General features: G+C 42.7%; 14 protein-coding genes. 9 read left to right on the top strand and 5 right to left on the bottom strand.

Annotated features, from left to right (window positions below):
- Positions 1-276: 276 nt before the first annotated feature.
- Positions 277-732: a preQ(1) synthase gene (gene queF, locus RDN93_RS12545; RefSeq protein ID WP_308745854.1), complete on the top strand. Its 456-nt coding sequence runs from the start codon at positions 277-279 to the stop codon at positions 730-732.
- A 31-nt stretch (positions 733-763) separates the two neighbouring features.
- Positions 764-1,405, top strand: a complete 642-nt coding sequence (locus RDN93_RS12540; RefSeq protein ID WP_308745853.1) for an HD domain-containing protein — start codon at positions 764-766, stop codon at positions 1,403-1,405.
- Between the two features lie 33 nt (positions 1,406-1,438).
- On the opposite strand, the gene rlmH is transcribed toward RDN93_RS12540, so the two are convergent.
- Positions 1,439-1,912: a 23S rRNA (pseudouridine(1915)-N(3))-methyltransferase RlmH gene (rlmH, locus tag RDN93_RS12535; protein WP_308745852.1), complete on the bottom strand. Its 474-nt coding sequence runs from the start codon at positions 1,910-1,912 to the stop codon at positions 1,439-1,441.
- A 127-nt stretch (positions 1,913-2,039) separates the two neighbouring features.
- On the opposite strand from rlmH, the gene RDN93_RS12530 reads away from it, so the two are divergent.
- The 7 genes from RDN93_RS12530 to RDN93_RS12500 all read left to right on the top strand — a co-directional run bounded on the left by RDN93_RS12530 (position 2,040) and on the right by RDN93_RS12500 (position 7,673).
- Positions 2,040-2,432: a DUF4783 domain-containing protein gene (locus RDN93_RS12530; RefSeq protein WP_308745851.1), complete on the top strand. Its 393-nt coding sequence runs from the start codon at positions 2,040-2,042 to the stop codon at positions 2,430-2,432.
- A complete protein-coding gene (gene nadC, locus RDN93_RS12525; protein ID WP_308745850.1) occupies positions 2,425-3,273 on the top strand; it encodes a carboxylating nicotinate-nucleotide diphosphorylase in 849 nt (282 codons plus the stop codon). The genes RDN93_RS12530 and nadC overlap by 8 nt, the downstream gene beginning before the upstream one ends.
- Before the next feature lie 256 nt (positions 3,274-3,529).
- Positions 3,530-4,081, top strand: coding sequence for an RNA polymerase sigma factor (locus tag RDN93_RS12520; RefSeq protein ID WP_308745849.1), 552 nt, complete (start codon positions 3,530-3,532; stop codon positions 4,079-4,081).
- Complete coding sequence (locus tag RDN93_RS12515) at positions 4,065-5,114, top strand: porin family protein (RefSeq protein WP_308745848.1); 1,050 nt, start codon at positions 4,065-4,067, stop codon at positions 5,112-5,114. Before RDN93_RS12520 ends, RDN93_RS12515 begins: the two co-directional genes overlap by 17 nt.
- Positions 5,115-5,125: 11 nt before the next feature.
- Positions 5,126-5,650 (top strand): DUF4943 family protein, encoded by a 525-nt coding sequence (locus tag RDN93_RS12510; RefSeq protein WP_308745847.1) that lies wholly within the window; start codon positions 5,126-5,128, stop codon positions 5,648-5,650.
- 185 nt (positions 5,651-5,835) lie between these two features.
- Positions 5,836-6,564 carry a DUF4858 domain-containing protein gene (locus RDN93_RS12505; RefSeq protein WP_308745846.1) on the top strand — a complete coding sequence of 243 codons (729 nt, stop codon included), beginning with the start codon at positions 5,836-5,838 and terminating at the stop codon, positions 6,562-6,564.
- A gap of 164 nt (positions 6,565-6,728) precedes the next feature.
- Positions 6,729-7,673, top strand: a complete 945-nt coding sequence (locus RDN93_RS12500) for a nitronate monooxygenase (RefSeq protein WP_308745845.1) — start codon at positions 6,729-6,731, stop codon at positions 7,671-7,673.
- A 154-nt stretch (positions 7,674-7,827) separates the two neighbouring features.
- Here the strand turns inward: RDN93_RS12500 and ald are convergent, their stop codons facing one another.
- From ald to RDN93_RS12480, 4 genes are all read right to left on the bottom strand, one after another.
- The gene (gene ald, locus RDN93_RS12495) at positions 7,828-8,934 is read right to left on the bottom strand and encodes an alanine dehydrogenase (RefSeq protein WP_308745844.1); all 1,107 of its coding nucleotides are present in this window, start codon (positions 8,932-8,934) and stop codon (positions 7,828-7,830) included.
- Between the two features lie 126 nt (positions 8,935-9,060).
- Complete coding sequence (locus tag RDN93_RS12490) at positions 9,061-9,744, bottom strand: WG repeat-containing protein (protein WP_308745843.1); 684 nt, start codon at positions 9,742-9,744, stop codon at positions 9,061-9,063.
- A gap of 420 nt (positions 9,745-10,164) precedes the next feature.
- Entirely contained in the window at positions 10,165-11,496 is a 1,332-nt protein-coding gene (locus tag RDN93_RS12485; protein ID WP_308745842.1) for a RagB/SusD family nutrient uptake outer membrane protein, read from the bottom strand.
- A gap of 18 nt (positions 11,497-11,514) precedes the next feature.
- Positions 11,515-14,841 carry a SusC/RagA family TonB-linked outer membrane protein gene (locus RDN93_RS12480; protein ID WP_308745841.1) on the bottom strand — a complete coding sequence of 1,109 codons (3,327 nt, stop codon included), beginning with the start codon at positions 14,839-14,841 and terminating at the stop codon, positions 11,515-11,517.
- Positions 14,842-14,846: the final 5 nt, after the last annotated feature.

The following is a 14,846-nucleotide window of genomic DNA, read 5'->3' as shown; positions in this document are numbered from 1 at the left end:
GAAACACTTTGTTTCAAGTAATGAAACCGTTTGTTTCAAGGCATGAAACACTTTGTTTGACTACATGCAACATACCGTAACAAGCAAGGCGGGAACAAAGCAGCCGTGGGGGGAGGGAGAGTTGATGGTGATAGGTGATAGATACGGTGATAGGTTGTAAAATGAATCATTCACCACTCAAATGCTTATGAATAAGGTATTTGAGTCTAGTCGGTGATAGGTGAAAGAGGGAATGCGTTTTTTGTTTAGTGTAGAGGTTGTAGTAAACGAGTACAAATGACAGAATTAAAAGACCAACTTTCCTTATTAGGAAGAAAGACCGAGTATAAACAAGATTATGCTCCAGAAGTATTGGAAGCCTTTGATAACAAGCATCCTCAGAATGACTATTGGGTACGTTTCAACTGCCCTGAATTTACAAGTCTGTGTCCCATCACCGGGCAGCCGGACTTTGCGGAGATACGTATCAGCTATATTCCGGATATAAAAATGGTAGAAAGCAAGAGCTTGAAACTCTATCTTTTCAGTTTCCGTAATCATGGTGCTTTTCATGAGGACTGCGTGAATATCATCATGAAAGACCTCATTAAATTGATGAATCCCAAATATATCGAAGTAACAGGAATCTTTACCCCCCGTGGTGGTATCTCTATCTATCCGTATGCCAATTATGGTCGTCCGGGAACAAAATTCGAACAGATGGCGGAGCATCGGTTGATGAACCGGGAGTAGCACAAAGTATAAAATCTAAAAAATATCGAATATGGTTCATAATATCCCCGTTGAATTGCAAGATTATGTCTGCGAAAAGATTATTCCGCAATATGCCGGCTTTGACAAGGCACATCAGATAGACCATGTGGAAAAAGTGATTGAAGAAAGTCTGAAACTGGCAATGTATTATGAAGTCGATTATTCGATGGTTTATATCATTGCTGCTTATCATGACTTGGGACTCTGTGAGGGACGTGAGTTCCATCATATAGTTTCCGGCAGGATATTGCTGGCAGATGAAATCTTGCGACGTTGGTTTACGGATGAGCAATTGTTGCAGATGAAAGAAGCGATCGAAGATCATCGGGCTTCCAATAAACAGGCTCCGAGAAGTATTTATGGAAAAATAGTAGCCGAGGCCGACCGTATCATTGACCCTGAAATAACTTTGCGCCGTACCGTTCAATATGGATTGTCTCATTATCCGGAAATGGATAAAGAACAGCAATATGTCCGCTTTCGTAAACATCTTAATGATAAGTATGCGGAAGGCGGGTATCTGAATTTATGGATACCTCAATCGGATAATGCCGGACGTTTGGCGGAACTTCGGGAGTTGATTATGGATGAAGAAGAACTCCAACGAGTATTTGATAAACTTTATAAAAATGAAAAGAATGGAGATGAGTAGTGCTCCATTCTTTCTTGATTTGTTCGGGAAGTATTACTCGTGATGATACGGTCCCCCATTTAATATCGTCATCGCCCGGTAAATCTGTTCCACGAATATCAGCCGGATCATCTGATGCGAGAAAGTCATTTTCGACATTGAAATCTTTTCATGGGATGCCTGATACACTTTCTCGGAGAATCCGTAAGGTCCCCCAATGATGAAGACCAGCCGTTTGTTGACTGTATTCATTTTCCGCTTCATGTAATCGGCAAATTCAAGGGAGCGCATCTCTTTTCCGTGTTCATCGAGCAGCACCACCACATCTCCCGGTTGGAGAGCTTTCAGTATTAACTCGCCTTCCTTTTCTTTCTGTACTTCCATCGAAAGGCTTTTCGTGTTTTTCAGTTCGGGAATCACTTCCATATCAAAAGTGATATAGCGTTTGGTACGCTGTATATAGTCGTTGATAGCTGTGATATAGTGTTGTTCTATGGTTCGTCCTACGACGAGCAAGGTTGTCTTCATGTCTCTATACTTCTGATTAATGCACAAAAATAGGCATTTTTTATGTTATTCTGCAATTAATGCTTACCTTTGCCTATCATTAGTTGAAAGTTTAAGCCTTTAAACTTCAACTTAAAAGCTTGTAATTATGAAAAAACGAGTGCTCGTAGGAATGACCGCTTTGCTTCTTTCCCTCTCGTTGCTTATGGCGCAAGAGATACCGGCAGGAGTGGTTACGGCATTTAAAAGAGGAAGCTCACAAGAGCTGAGTAAGTATATGGGGAACAAGATAAACCTGGTGCTCCAAGGTCGCTCGACAAGCGTTGACAAGCAAAAGGCAACGACTGTGATGCAAGAATTCTTCACGGAGAATAAAGTCAGCGGATTTAACGTGAACCATCAAGGGAAACGGGACGAATCAAGTTTCGTTATCGGAACGATGGCTACTACAAAGGGAAGTTTTCGTGTGAATTGCTTCTTGAAGAAAGTACAGGACAAATGTTTAATACACCAAATAAGAATTGACAAAATCAATGAATAAGGAAAAAGAACTGATCGACAAACTGATCGATCTTGCTTTTGCAGAAGATATAGGTGATGGCGACCATACCACCCTTTCATGTATTCCCGCTACGGCAATGGGAAAATCAAAATTGCTTATCAAAGAAGCCGGTGTGCTGGCAGGTATCGAGGTGGCTAAGGAAATCTTCAACCGTTTTGATCCGACCATGAAAGTCGAGGTGTTTATCAACGACGGAACGGAAGTGAAACCGGGCGATGTGGCAATGATAGTATCAGGAAAGATACAGTCGCTGCTTCAGACCGAGCGTCTGATGCTGAATGTGATGCAACGTATGAGCGGTATCGCGACGATGACCCGCAAATATGCGAAGAAACTGGAAGGCACAAATACCCGCGTTTTGGATACCCGCAAGACAACTCCGGGTATGCGTATTCTGGAAAAGATGGCAGTGAAAATCGGTGGCGGTGTAAACCATCGTATCGGCTTGTTCGACATGATTCTTTTGAAGGACAATCATGTAGACTTTGCCGGAGGGATTGATAAGGCTATCACCCGTGCCAAAGAGTATTGCAAAGAAAAAGGTAAAGACCTGAAAATAGAAATAGAAGTCCGCAGCTTCGACGAACTGCAACAGGTGCTCGATCTTGGTGGGGTAGACCGTATCATGTTTGATAACTTCACTCCCGAAATGACGAAAAAGGCAGTAGAGATGGTAGCCGGCAAATACGAAACCGAATCTTCGGGCGGCATCACCTTTGATACTCTTCGTGACTATGCCGAATGTGGCGTGGACTTCATCTCTGTGGGTGCTCTGACTCATTCAGTGAAAGGACTGGATATGAGCTTCAAGGCATGTTGAGCGGAAGAGAGAAGTTTGCCATGAAAATATTTTAGGCGCGGATTACGCGGATTGCACGGACAAGAATAAAAACTGTGTAATCCGCGTAATCTGTGCTTAAAGGTTGTTTGCATTTCCTCATGTCTTTCGCAAATGCTTCAGAAAAATCATTTCATTTGTATTCTTTAACATTTTCTGTTGCAGCATTCCTCAAACTTTTGCGTCTAAAGGGTAAAACGGCGCAGACATACGTTCGATTTTAAAAAAGGTAATTGACTTGGAAAACGAAATAGAACTGGTAAAGGGCTGTCGGGCAGGAAAGGATTCAGCCCGAAAGGAACTTTACACCCTCTATTCCAAACAAATGCTGGCGGTTTGTTTCCGCTATACGGGCGATATGGATGCGGCGCATGATGTACTGCATGACGGTTTCATCAAGATTTTTACCAACTTCTCCTTCCGGGGCGAATCGTCGCTCTGCACATGGATAACCCGGGTGATGGTCACTCAGTCGCTCGATTATCTGAGACGGGAGAAACGAATCAGTCAGTTGGTAGTGCATGAAGAGCAACTTCCCGATATACCCGATATATCGGATTCGGGAGGAGGGGCTGGAATCTCCGAGGAGCGGTTAATGGTTTTTATAGCCGAATTGCCGGATGGTTGCCGAACCGTTTTCAACCTTTATGTGTTTGAAGAAAAGTCGCACAAGGAGATAGCTAAGATGCTCCATATCAAAGAGCATTCGTCTACTTCGCAGTTGCATCGCGCCAAGTATTTGTTAGCAAAAAGAATTAAAGAGTATAGGAACCATGAAGAAAGAAAATGATGAAATAACCGATCTGTTTCGCACACGTCTCGCTGATGCGGGGATGAGTGTCCGGGATGGCTTTTGGGAAGAGCTCTCGCAGGATATTCCTGTGGCTTGCCAACATCGCCGTCGGATACTGCTCTTCCGTGTGGCGGCTGCGGCATCTGTGTTGCTCGTCTTGGCGGCTTCATCGGCTACCTTCCTGTATTTCTCTCCCAAGGAAGAGATGGAAGAGGCATTTACGAAGATAGCCGTGACGAATGGCGGGCAGATGGATGGAGACGGGATACGTGTCAATCAGTTGCCGTTGCCGGTAGAACCGGTTTTGCCGAAGCCGGCTCCTAAATCATTCGGTATGTTGTCGCAATGTGTAGAGGAAGAGGATTCACTTTCCATTACTTTCTCTATGTCTTTCTCGTTCTCGTCGACTACCACCACAGGCAATGGCAACCGTTATGGCAATCCGGGTTACAATGGATTTTGGCAGGCTGCAAATGCCAATACGGAATCATCTGCCGTACAGGAAGAAACTGCAAGTTCGCCTGTTATTCCCGAAAAAACTGTGAAGAAACATCGTTGGGCGATGAAAGCCCGGGTCGGTATGGCGCTTCCGGCAGATAACGGTACTTATAAAATGCCAATTTCCGCAGGGGTGACAGTAGAGCGGAAACTGAACGATTTTCTGGGGATAGAAACCGGATTGCTTTACTCGAACCTTCGTTCGGCAGGACAGCATTTGCATTACTTGGGTATTCCTGTCCGGGTAAATGTGACGCTGATGGATACAAAGAAAGTTGACCTTTACGCTACCGTAGGCGGAATAGCGGATAAATGTGTCGCCGGTGCACCGGACAATAGTTTCAAGGAAGAACCTGTCCAACTGGCAGTGACTGCCGGCATTGGAATCAATTATAAGATTAATGACCGACTTGCTGTTTTTGCCGAACCCGGAGTTTCGCATCATTTCAAGACAGATTCGAAATTGGCTACGGTACGAACGAAACGGCCGACTAATTTTAATTTACTTTGCGGACTTCGCATGACGTATTAATCCTTATGAAAATGAAAAAAACACTTGTAATGCTGTGGATGGCGCTTTGCCTGATTGTATCTTTCAGTGGATGCAACAGCGAGGAAATGGATTACAACAATCCCGATGTTGCTCTTTTTGTGAAGCAATTGAAGTCGGGCACGTATAAGATGAAGAATGATAAAGGAGTGGTGGAAGTTCCTCATTTCATGGAAGAGGATATTCCCGAACTTTTGAAATATGCGGAAGATTTGACTATTATCCCTTCTTTTCCGTCGGTTTATAATACGAACAACGGTAAGATCCGTTTGGGGGAATGTATGCTTTGGGTGATTGAATATATCCGTCAGGGCACACCGCCGTCAATGGGTTGCAAAATGGTGTTGGCGAATGCTGAAAATTATGAAGCAATCTATTTTCTGACTGACGAGGAAGTGCTTGATGCAGCCGCCTGCTATCGTAGCTGGTGGGAAGAACGGCAATATCCGAAGACCCGGTGGACGATTGACCCGTGTTATGACGAACCGCTTTGCGGATCGGGCTATCGTTGGTGGTGACACTAAAAAGGAATTGCGTTCGGAATAAAAAATAGGGAACATTCATGTGGGAACGTTTGTTTGTATCAGTAGTCTTTTTACTGCTGACAGGGGCTTGCTACGCTCAATGGACTGCTGAAAATCGGGTTGTGTGCAGGTATGTATGAAGCGTTTGAAAGGTATTAGGTAATGAAAGAGTAAAGAGAATGAATAGATTGATGAAACGTTTTTGGGCAACTATGGTATTGTGTCTGATGACTTTATTTGCATATTCGCAAGTATGGACGGCGCAAGATTCATTGCATCTGAAGAAGTTGCTGGATAGCGACCAGGAGTTGCATTTAAATATGGATGCTGTGAAGTCGATTGATTTCGGTGGCGCGGTAGGAAGTCCCCGGATGTCGGAGGAGAAGAAGTGGATGCTGCCTGACGAATCGCTGCCCGAAGCATTACCTAAACCGAAAGTGGTGCTGAGCCTGATGCCGTATAAGGCAAATACCCGTTTTAATTGGGATCCTGTCTATCAGAAGAAGATTAGGGTGGATAAGAATACCTGGCGGGGAGATCCTTTCTATGAACTGCGGCATCAGAGATCATACTCCAACTGGGCGCGTAATCCGATGGCAAAGGGAATGCGCAAGTCTTTGGATGAGATACAGGCAAGCGGGGTACGTTTCCGGCAGTTGAGCGAACGCGCCAATGGGATGATGGTGAATTCGGTGGTGATGGACAGCCCTATTCCTTTATTTGGAGGTAGTGGGGGGTATATCAATGGCGGAACTATCGGCGGACTTGATCTGATGGCTGTTTTTACGAAAGAATTTTGGAATAAGACAGGGAGAGATAATCGTGCCCGTACCTTGGAGGTTCTGCGGACTTATGGAGACTCGACGACTGTATTGATAAATAAACCAATCGAACAGATTGCCCGTTAAGGGCGTTATATATATGTACTAATGTTGCGATACGACAATATACTGACTGGAGAGTGTTTGTAATTGAATAATTTATATATTTGTATATTGTTGTATTAGCGCATTAGTGATAACCCGGTTTCTTATGGGGATGAGATTATTAGCGCATTGATAAATTATTAATTATGAATAGAATAACTTCTCTGCTAGGAATACAGTATCCTATAATTCAAGGTGGAATGGTATGGTGTAGCGGTTGGCGGCTGGCTTCCGCAGTGAGTAATGCGGGTGGCTTAGGTCTGATTGGTGCGGGTTCCATGCATCCCGAAACTTTGCGCGAACATATTCGTAAATGCCGTGCGGCTACGGAACTTCCTTTTGGCGTGAATATTCCTTTGATGTATCCTCAGATAGAAGAGATAATGAATATTGTGGTGGAAGAAGGAGTGAAGGTTGTTTTTACTTCTGCCGGAAATCCGAAAACATGGACAGGATGGTTGAAAGAACGTGGAATAACGGTTGTTCATGTGGTTTCTTCCTCTCGTTTTGCAGTGAAATGTGAGGAGGCGGGAGTGGATGCCGTGGTGGCTGAGGGGGTTGAGGCCGGTGGTCACAATGGTCGTGAGGAAACAACTACTTTCTGTCTGATTCCTGCTGTGCGTGAGGCTACGACCTTGCCTTTGATAGCTGCTGGCGGTATTGGTACGGGAGAAGGGATATTAGCTGCTATGGTATTGGGGGCTGAGGGAGTGCAGATAGGTACTCGTTTCGCCTTGACCGAAGAGAGCTCTGCAAGTCCGGTGTTTAAGGATTATTGCCTGAGTCTTGGCGAGGGGGATACTAAGTTGTTATTGAAGAAACTGGCTCCGACACGTCTGGTGAAGAATGATTTTCGGTATGCTGTGGAAAAAGCGGAAGACAGTGGTGCCTCTGCTGAAGAATTACGAACTCTGCTGGGAAAAGGACGAGCAAAGAAAGGGATGTTTGAAGGTGACTTGGAGGAAGGTGAGCTGGAAATAGGGCAGGTTTCGGCAATAATATCCCGTCGGCAATCGGTGACGGAGGTGATGGGCGAATTGATTGAATCTTATCAGCAAGCGGCGGAGAAGAAATATTTCTTTGAAAGATAAATGATAATTTAGGGGCGTGGCGCCCCAGCAAAGTTTCCATGCGGGATGTTGTCATTTTAGGCACGGATTACACGGATTTCACGGCTTTTAGAAATATGATTGCATAAAGCAACAGCGTAATCCGTGTAATCCGTGCCTAAAAAATTCCCATTTATTATAGGCTGACAGGTTCGTATTTCAAGCCAAATACGTCGGCCACAGCTTTATAAACGATTTTTCCTTCTATTATATTTAATCCGAGTGCCAGTGCCGGATCATCTTTGCAAGCTTTTTTCCAGCCCTTGTTTGCTAGAGCGATAACATAGGGCAGGGTAGCGTTGGTCAGTGCCAAGGTAGAAGTGTAAGGAACAGCTCCCGGGATATTGGCTACCGCATAGTGAACGATATTGTCTATAACATAAGTCGGTTCACTGTGGGTTGTCGGATGTGATGTCTCAAAACATCCTCCCTGATCGATTGCTACGTCCACCAATACCGTACCGGGTTGCATGATTGAAAGCATTTCTTTTGTAATCAGATGCGGTGCTTTATCGCCGGGTATCAGCACAGAACCGATAACCAGGTCGACATCCGGCAATTCTTTCTTTATTCTTAGTCCGGATGCATACAATGTCTTTACGTTCTTGGGCAATGTTTCACTCAGATAGCGCAGACGAGCCAGATTTATATCTGCGATAGTTACGTCTGCTCCCATCCCGGCAGCCATTTGTGCGGCATTGCTACCTACGATTCCACCACCTAAAATCAAGACCTTGGCAGGTTTCACTCCCGGAACACCGCCTAAAAGGATTCCCTTACCACCTTGTGGTTTCTCCAGGAAACGGGCTCCCTCTTGAATAGACATTCGTCCGGCTACTTCGCTCATAGGTATTAGCAGGGGTAATGAGTGGTCGGCTTTCTCTACAGTTTCGTAGGCCAGGCATATTGATTTGTTGGCAAGCATGGCAAGCGTCAGATCTCTGTCGGAAGCAAAGTGGAAGTAGGTGAACAGTAACTGTTCTTTCCTGATGAGTTTATATTCGGGAGCTATCGGCTCTTTCACCTTTACGATCATGTCGGCAATGGCATAAATATCTTCTATCGTTGGCAAAATCTGTGCACCGACAGCTTGATACGCTTCATCCGGAAAACCGCTGTTTATTCCTGCTGTATGCTGGATATATACTTGATGTCCTTGTTTCACCACTTCGGCTACTCCGGAAGGCGTCATCCCTACGCGGTTCTCATTGTTCTTGATTTCTTTGGGTACTCCGATGATCATAATGTTACTTTTTTAGGGTTTTACTGGCTCCAATGTACGAATAATCCCCTTACGTTGTTATTCGTAAGGGGATGTTTTAGAACAGAATGTCGTTTGTTGAGATGAATAAATGCGTAGAGTGGTTGTTTATAGACATTCACTGCCCTGTTTGTTGATTTTCATGCTTTTTCCATAGAGGCCCACTCGAGCTATATTGCTATAAAAGGGTTCTGCAATATCATATTTAAAAGGAAGTATTTCCTTGTTGTTCTTGTCTATATATCCCCATTTGGACGATTGGCTTTCGATGCAGACGGCAGCCAGTTCTTCTGAGAAAGGACAGCCGTTGTCATATTCCAAAGGAATAACGATTTCGCCTTTCATGTTTATAAAGCCCACCTTGTTATCTTGTGAGACGAGGGCTAGTCCTTCTGTAAACTGCTCCATCTGGTTGTATGTCGGAGGCAGAATGTAGTTTCCTTGTCTGTCAATCAATCCCCATAATCCATTGTTGCATACTCGTGCACATTCTTCTTCGAATGAGTGGGCTGCCGAGAAATTTAGAGGAATCTTTATTTGTCCTGTACAATCAATATATCCATATTGTGAGTTGAGTACTACCATCGCCAATCCTCCCTTAAAGGAAAAAGCCCGTTCGTACTTTAGGGGAATGACAATGTCATATCCTTTGTTGATGTATCCCCACTGGATTTTTCCTTTGGCGGGAGCTAACCCTTCCGCGAAATGACCGACTGCCGAGAAACTTTTTTTCTTATTAGCTACACCATAAGCTAAAAAAGACGCAAAAAACTTTGTAAAAGTGTTGCCCATACTTGTTGATTGTTTGTGGCGGTAAGCGTCCCTGATACCGTGTATATACAGAAGAAGCGTGGACGTCGTTAGTTCATCCTATTCAAGGCTCTGGTAAGCCCAATGGGGAATGAACAACAGAGTCCACGCCCTTGCATATAACAAAGACGTGAACGCTTAGTTGCCATTACCTCCCCAATTTAAGAATTTACCAGATTCTGAATAGAGATAATATTCTAAACGCTTCTACGTTATTTATCGTAATAAGTCGCTACAAAGATATTATTTTCCTGGCATATGGCAATGCGTTTGGGGGATAAAGATTTCAGAAGTGAATGGGATGTGTGTGGGAAATGTAGGATAGGTGGTGAAGGAGGATAAAAAACTCCTCTTGCAAATGAGGTTGCAAGAGGAGTTTTATCAGATTTATAATATATGTTCTTAGTTCATTAACCCCGGATTAGCATCAATAGCTTCTTGTGGAATACGTAATGTATAGCGTGCGTCGTCTTGTTCAAGTACATATATGCTTCCGCCTAATTCTTTTTGAATGCGAGGGCGAGTAGTACGGCGTAAGTCAAACCAACGATGGCCTTCGAAAATAAGTTCGCGGGCACGTTCTTCAAGGATTTCATTGATTAATTCTGTCTGGCTCATAGCGTTTACTGTATTTTTCTTATTGTCATATCCTGTTGGAGTGTATCGCTTTTCCATTAGTTGTAATAAGCGTGCACGGGCTTCAGGAAGTTTATCCAAACGGGCGGCGGCTTCGGCTGAATTCAGATAAAGTTCTCCTGTACGGAAAGTGCACGTGAATTTAGCTTCTCCTCCTTTAGCACTAATACGATTATTCTCCTCGTCCGGAGCTGTAAAGTATTTTGTTAGTCGCAAATCCGTATTATCATATTTTTGCAAGAACGAGGGAGAAACGAGGCATGCCTTATTGGAAGAAACACTAAACATGAATTCGTAGGCTGTAATCATTTCAGTAGATTCGAAGTTATTAGGAAGCATTTCTCCATTCATATCTTCCAATGTGGACTTTTGTGCTAAAGCCTGCTCTGCCATTTCATAGGCTTTCTGCCATTCTCCCATATATAGGCGTACCCGTGCCTCAAAAGCATCAATGGACGGTACTGAAAAACGATAAAGGTACTTGGATTCCCATTCTTTTTGATGGATCAGCCCTCGTGCTGTCTGTATATCAGATAGAATAGAAGTATAAACCTCTTTAACGGTATTGCGTGAAGGTACTTCTTCCAAATCTACGCTTAGTTTTAGGGGGATTGCTTTGGTTTCCGGGGCTCCGTCTTTTGTATAAGGTTGGCCATATAAATTAACCAGTATGAAATGCAGGTAACTTCTGAATAGATAAGCTTCTCCTACTAGTTGCTCTATGTCTTCTTTGCTGCCTTCTGTGATTTGGTCTTTCTTGTCTATGATGGAATTGGCATAGAAAATGGCATTATAGTAATTACTCCATCCAAAAGTTGCAGTACCACTGGGAGAATTAAGATCATTCCATGTTTCAATTGCAGAAAAACTACTTTGGTCATTACGGTCACTGCTGATGACAATTTCGTCTGTGCGCATTTCGCTGTAAGCTTTGTCCTGAAATTGATTGGTTTTGTAGGCAGTAGTCATCAACGCACGATATTCTGCCAATGTATTAGGGATAACCTTGCCAACAGGCTGTATATCCAGAAAACTGTCACATGAAGAGAACAGGATGCTGGTTAATAATGCCAAAATTATATATATATTCTTCGTCATAACTTATTTCTCTGAATTTTAGAAGTTAAGATTTAAATTGAATGTGACTGATTTGGCTACAGGAGTAGCATATAAGTTGCTCATAGATTCAGGATCCATGTAGTTTTTGTAGCTGGAACCAAATACAAATAGATTGCGTCCCTCTATCCCTACTGTTGCTCCTCCGATACTGAGTTTATGCAACCATTCTGATGGTATACGATAAGCAAGGCGTAGATTTTGAAGACGTACGTAACTTAATTTTTTTACCCAAATATCCAATGCGCGATAAACATCTCTCCGGTCACCAAAGAAACTGTAATCTGCTATATTATGATTACGGCTTACTAATGCGGGGAATTTTCCGTCAGTATTTTCAGGAGTCCATCTGTCTAGAATATCCCGGTTGGTGTTTCGTCCCGGGTCAAATGAAGTCAAGTCATAGGAAGGGCTGGTGCGTACGTGTGCTCCTAAATTATAAGAGAAGTTCACATTCAGTTCCCAATTACGATAAGTGAATGTATTCATAAATCCTCCGGTGTAAGGAGCGTCGGAAGTTCCGATATAGCTGTAGAATTCTCTTTCTTCGGCTGGAGTCACGTTGGGTGCATAGAATCCGAGTCCGGTTTCGTCTGTTAGTTTATATAGCGTTTCTATATTCACTGTTTGTCCATCTTTTGTCTCAATAAGTATTTGTCCGTTTTTAGGATCTACTCCTTGAGTCTTTAATGCAAAAATGGCACCTACTGGATAACCTTGCAAACCAGGTGTTGTTTGATTTTCAGGTGTCATGACTTTCAAGACTTTGTTTTGGTTATAAGCAAAGTTGAATGTTGTGTACCATGAGAAATTTTTAGTAGTGATGTTGCGTGTCTGCAAGTTTATTTCTATCCCTTTGTTTTCCATGCTGGCCCAGTTGATGCTTTGGCTTGTAAAGCCGTTTTCCAGCGGTAACATTTTTGTCCCGATGAGATCTGTACCTTTACGATAATAATAGTCTACTGACAGATTGATAGCTTGGTTGAGTATCGCAAAGTCTAAACCAAGGTTGTAAGAAGCTGTTTTTTCCCAACGCAGTTTATCATTGGGAGCACTGCTGATTGTGATATTTTCTTCTGTATTTCCGGGTAGGATACTTACATTGTTATATACACCAACCAGGAATGGTGAAGTGTTCTTGTCTATATTTCCCTGTAAACCATATGAGAAACGGAATGCGAGGTTGTCCAACCATTTGGGGTGATTCAAGAATGATTCGTTGGAGATACGCCATAAACCACTTACTGAATATATAGGCAAATACCGATATTTTTTGTCTACACCAAAGAGGTCGGAGCCATCTAAACGTATGCTGCCGCCTAGAGTGTAACGCTCCATTAATGTATATGAACCGTTTGCGTAAAAAGAGGCAAACGCATTTTCCTGATATGTTTTGCTATGCAAGGGATACTTCTTTGCTACTGTTTCATCTGGGAAAATTAATGGTTTGGTAGTCAATGTCTTTGGGTCGTATCCATACCCTGCGGTAAATTGAGTTTCGTACCAGTTCTTACGAATTTCCGATCCTCCCATGAATTGGACAGAATGAATATCATTGAAGGTGTTTTTGTATTCGCCTTGTAATTTCCAGGTAATTTGTGAACTTGTACTGTTATCAACTCTATGCATTCCACCTTCCGGTATGATATATATTTGGTCTACTTTATTGTAGCTATCCTCACGAATGTTACGAAGATTGAATGTATTTTGTCCGATGTATTGTTCTTGAGAAGATTGATCCCATTGTATTCCGACTTGGGTTGTTACTTTCCATTGGTCATTGAATCTTAATTCGGCATCAAAGATAGAGTTGATTGCAGTTATAATCTTTTCATTTTGGGTGTTGTCCCGTTCCTCAAAAATATTGAATCCACGTTTGGGGTCAGGGGTGTTATCACTTGTACCTATGATATCATAGTCATATTGATAATTATTGTTTGAATCATATGGTTCAAAATAAGGATTTGCGGTACGTGAATAATATACAGGGTTAGAATAACCGTATTTATCAGTTACGAAATTCTCATTTTTACGTCTGTTGGCAAAGAGTGAAATTCCAATCTTTAATAATTTGTTGAGTTGGTAAGAGGTTTTGCTTGTCAGATTAAAACGACTCATACTTACTCCCGGTACATTACCGTTCTCTTTTGTATAGCCGAGAGAGTTATAATAGGTTACTTTCTCACTACCTCCTGAAATGCTAAAATTATATTCTTGTGTAAATGCATCTTTAAACAAGATGTCATTCCAATCGGTATTAATTGTTTTTAACCGGTTGATCGCAGCTTGCGCTTCAGGAGTTAATCCGTTCCAGCCTTTTTCACGGTAAATGTTCATTAGATTATATTGATTGAGGATAGAGGCCACTCCTCCCTTGCTGGGATAAACCTGAAGACCAAACATATCTAATGGTTCATTCATTAATTGTAACTCTAAATCTACTTTTTCTTGTGAATTTAGCAGATTCAAACGGGAAGTATCCAAATTAGGCGTATAAGTCAATTTGGTATTAAAGTTGATAACAGGTTTTCCTGTTCTTCCTCGTTTGGTAGTAACTACAATTACTCCATTAGCAGCACGTGCACCATAAATAGCAGTAGCTGCGGCATCTTTCAGGATAGTAATGCTTTCTATGTCATTGGGACTTAATCCTGCGATAGATGATTGTTGCATATTCGTAATGTCATTATCTGTTGCATCATCTAATTTTGGAATATCTGTTCCTTCCAAAGGCATTCCATCCAATACCCACAACGGATCTTGTGTCCCATTTAATGAAGCCGTACCACGAATACGAATTTTGGCCGGAGCTCCCGGAGCACCGGAAGTTGTTGTAACAGCTACACCGGCAATTTGTCCTGTCAAGGCTTGGTCAATGCTTTTGGTAGCACCTACCATCGCATCTGATAATTCAACTTTTGAGATAGCAGCAGTCAACTTTCTACGTTCCAATGTCTGATACCCCGTTACCACTACGTCCGCTAAAGCATGTGCCGAAGGTTGAAGTACAATGCGATAACTTTTTTTATCTCTTTGCAATGCAATTGCCTGTTCTTCAAAACCGATATAACTGCAATGAATACGAGTAACCTTTTCCGGAACGGAAATAGAGAATTTACCATCAATATCAGTTATGGTACCCAAAGAAGTCTGTGATGCTCCGGCTTTCTTCAAATCGTCTGCATGGACATAAACGGAAGCACCGATTAGAGGTTCATTATCTTCACCAGAGATTACGACTCCGGTAATGGTGCGGTTGGCAGCACTGGCGAAAGCCAGTGCATTCACAAATAAGCATATAATAATGCACAAAAATTTGATTCTCATTAATT

The sequence above is a fragment of the uncultured Bacteroides sp. genome, from assembly GCF_902491285.1.
In the GTDB taxonomy this organism is placed as follows: Bacteria; Bacteroidota; Bacteroidia; order Bacteroidales; family Bacteroidaceae; genus Bacteroides.
Note: the sequence above shows the minus strand (reverse complement) of the source record. Positions and strands in the feature narration are given on the sequence as shown.

What these genes read in the sequence shown, in the direction of transcription:
- queF (WP_308745854.1), top strand. Translation starts at nt 277, where the DNA reads ATGACAGAATTAAAAGACCAACTTTCCTTATTAGGAAGAAAGACCGAG.
- RDN93_RS12490 (WP_308745843.1), bottom strand. Translation starts at nt 9,744, where the DNA reads ATGGGCAACACTTTTACAAAGTTTTTTGCGTCTTTTTTAGCTTATGGT.
- RDN93_RS12505 (WP_308745846.1), top strand. Translation starts at nt 5,836, where the DNA reads ATGAATAGATTGATGAAACGTTTTTGGGCAACTATGGTATTGTGTCTG.
- RDN93_RS12500 (WP_308745845.1), top strand. Translation starts at nt 6,729, where the DNA reads ATGAATAGAATAACTTCTCTGCTAGGAATACAGTATCCTATAATTCAA.
- nadC (WP_308745850.1), top strand. Translation starts at nt 2,425, where the DNA reads ATGAATAAGGAAAAAGAACTGATCGACAAACTGATCGATCTTGCTTTT.
- RDN93_RS12510 (WP_308745847.1), top strand. Translation starts at nt 5,126, where the DNA reads ATGAAAAAAACACTTGTAATGCTGTGGATGGCGCTTTGCCTGATTGTA.
- RDN93_RS12485 (WP_308745842.1), bottom strand. Translation starts at nt 11,496, where the DNA reads ATGACGAAGAATATATATATAATTTTGGCATTATTAACCAGCATCCTG.
- RDN93_RS12480 (WP_308745841.1), bottom strand. Translation starts at nt 14,841, where the DNA reads ATGAGAATCAAATTTTTGTGCATTATTATATGCTTATTTGTGAATGCA.
- rlmH (WP_308745852.1), bottom strand. Translation starts at nt 1,912, where the DNA reads ATGAAGACAACCTTGCTCGTCGTAGGACGAACCATAGAACAACACTAT.
- ald (WP_308745844.1), bottom strand. Translation starts at nt 8,934, where the DNA reads ATGATCATCGGAGTACCCAAAGAAATCAAGAACAATGAGAACCGCGTA.
- RDN93_RS12530 (WP_308745851.1), top strand. Translation starts at nt 2,040, where the DNA reads ATGAAAAAACGAGTGCTCGTAGGAATGACCGCTTTGCTTCTTTCCCTC.
- RDN93_RS12540 (WP_308745853.1), top strand. Translation starts at nt 764, where the DNA reads ATGGTTCATAATATCCCCGTTGAATTGCAAGATTATGTCTGCGAAAAG.
- RDN93_RS12515 (WP_308745848.1), top strand. Translation starts at nt 4,065, where the DNA reads ATGAAGAAAGAAAATGATGAAATAACCGATCTGTTTCGCACACGTCTC.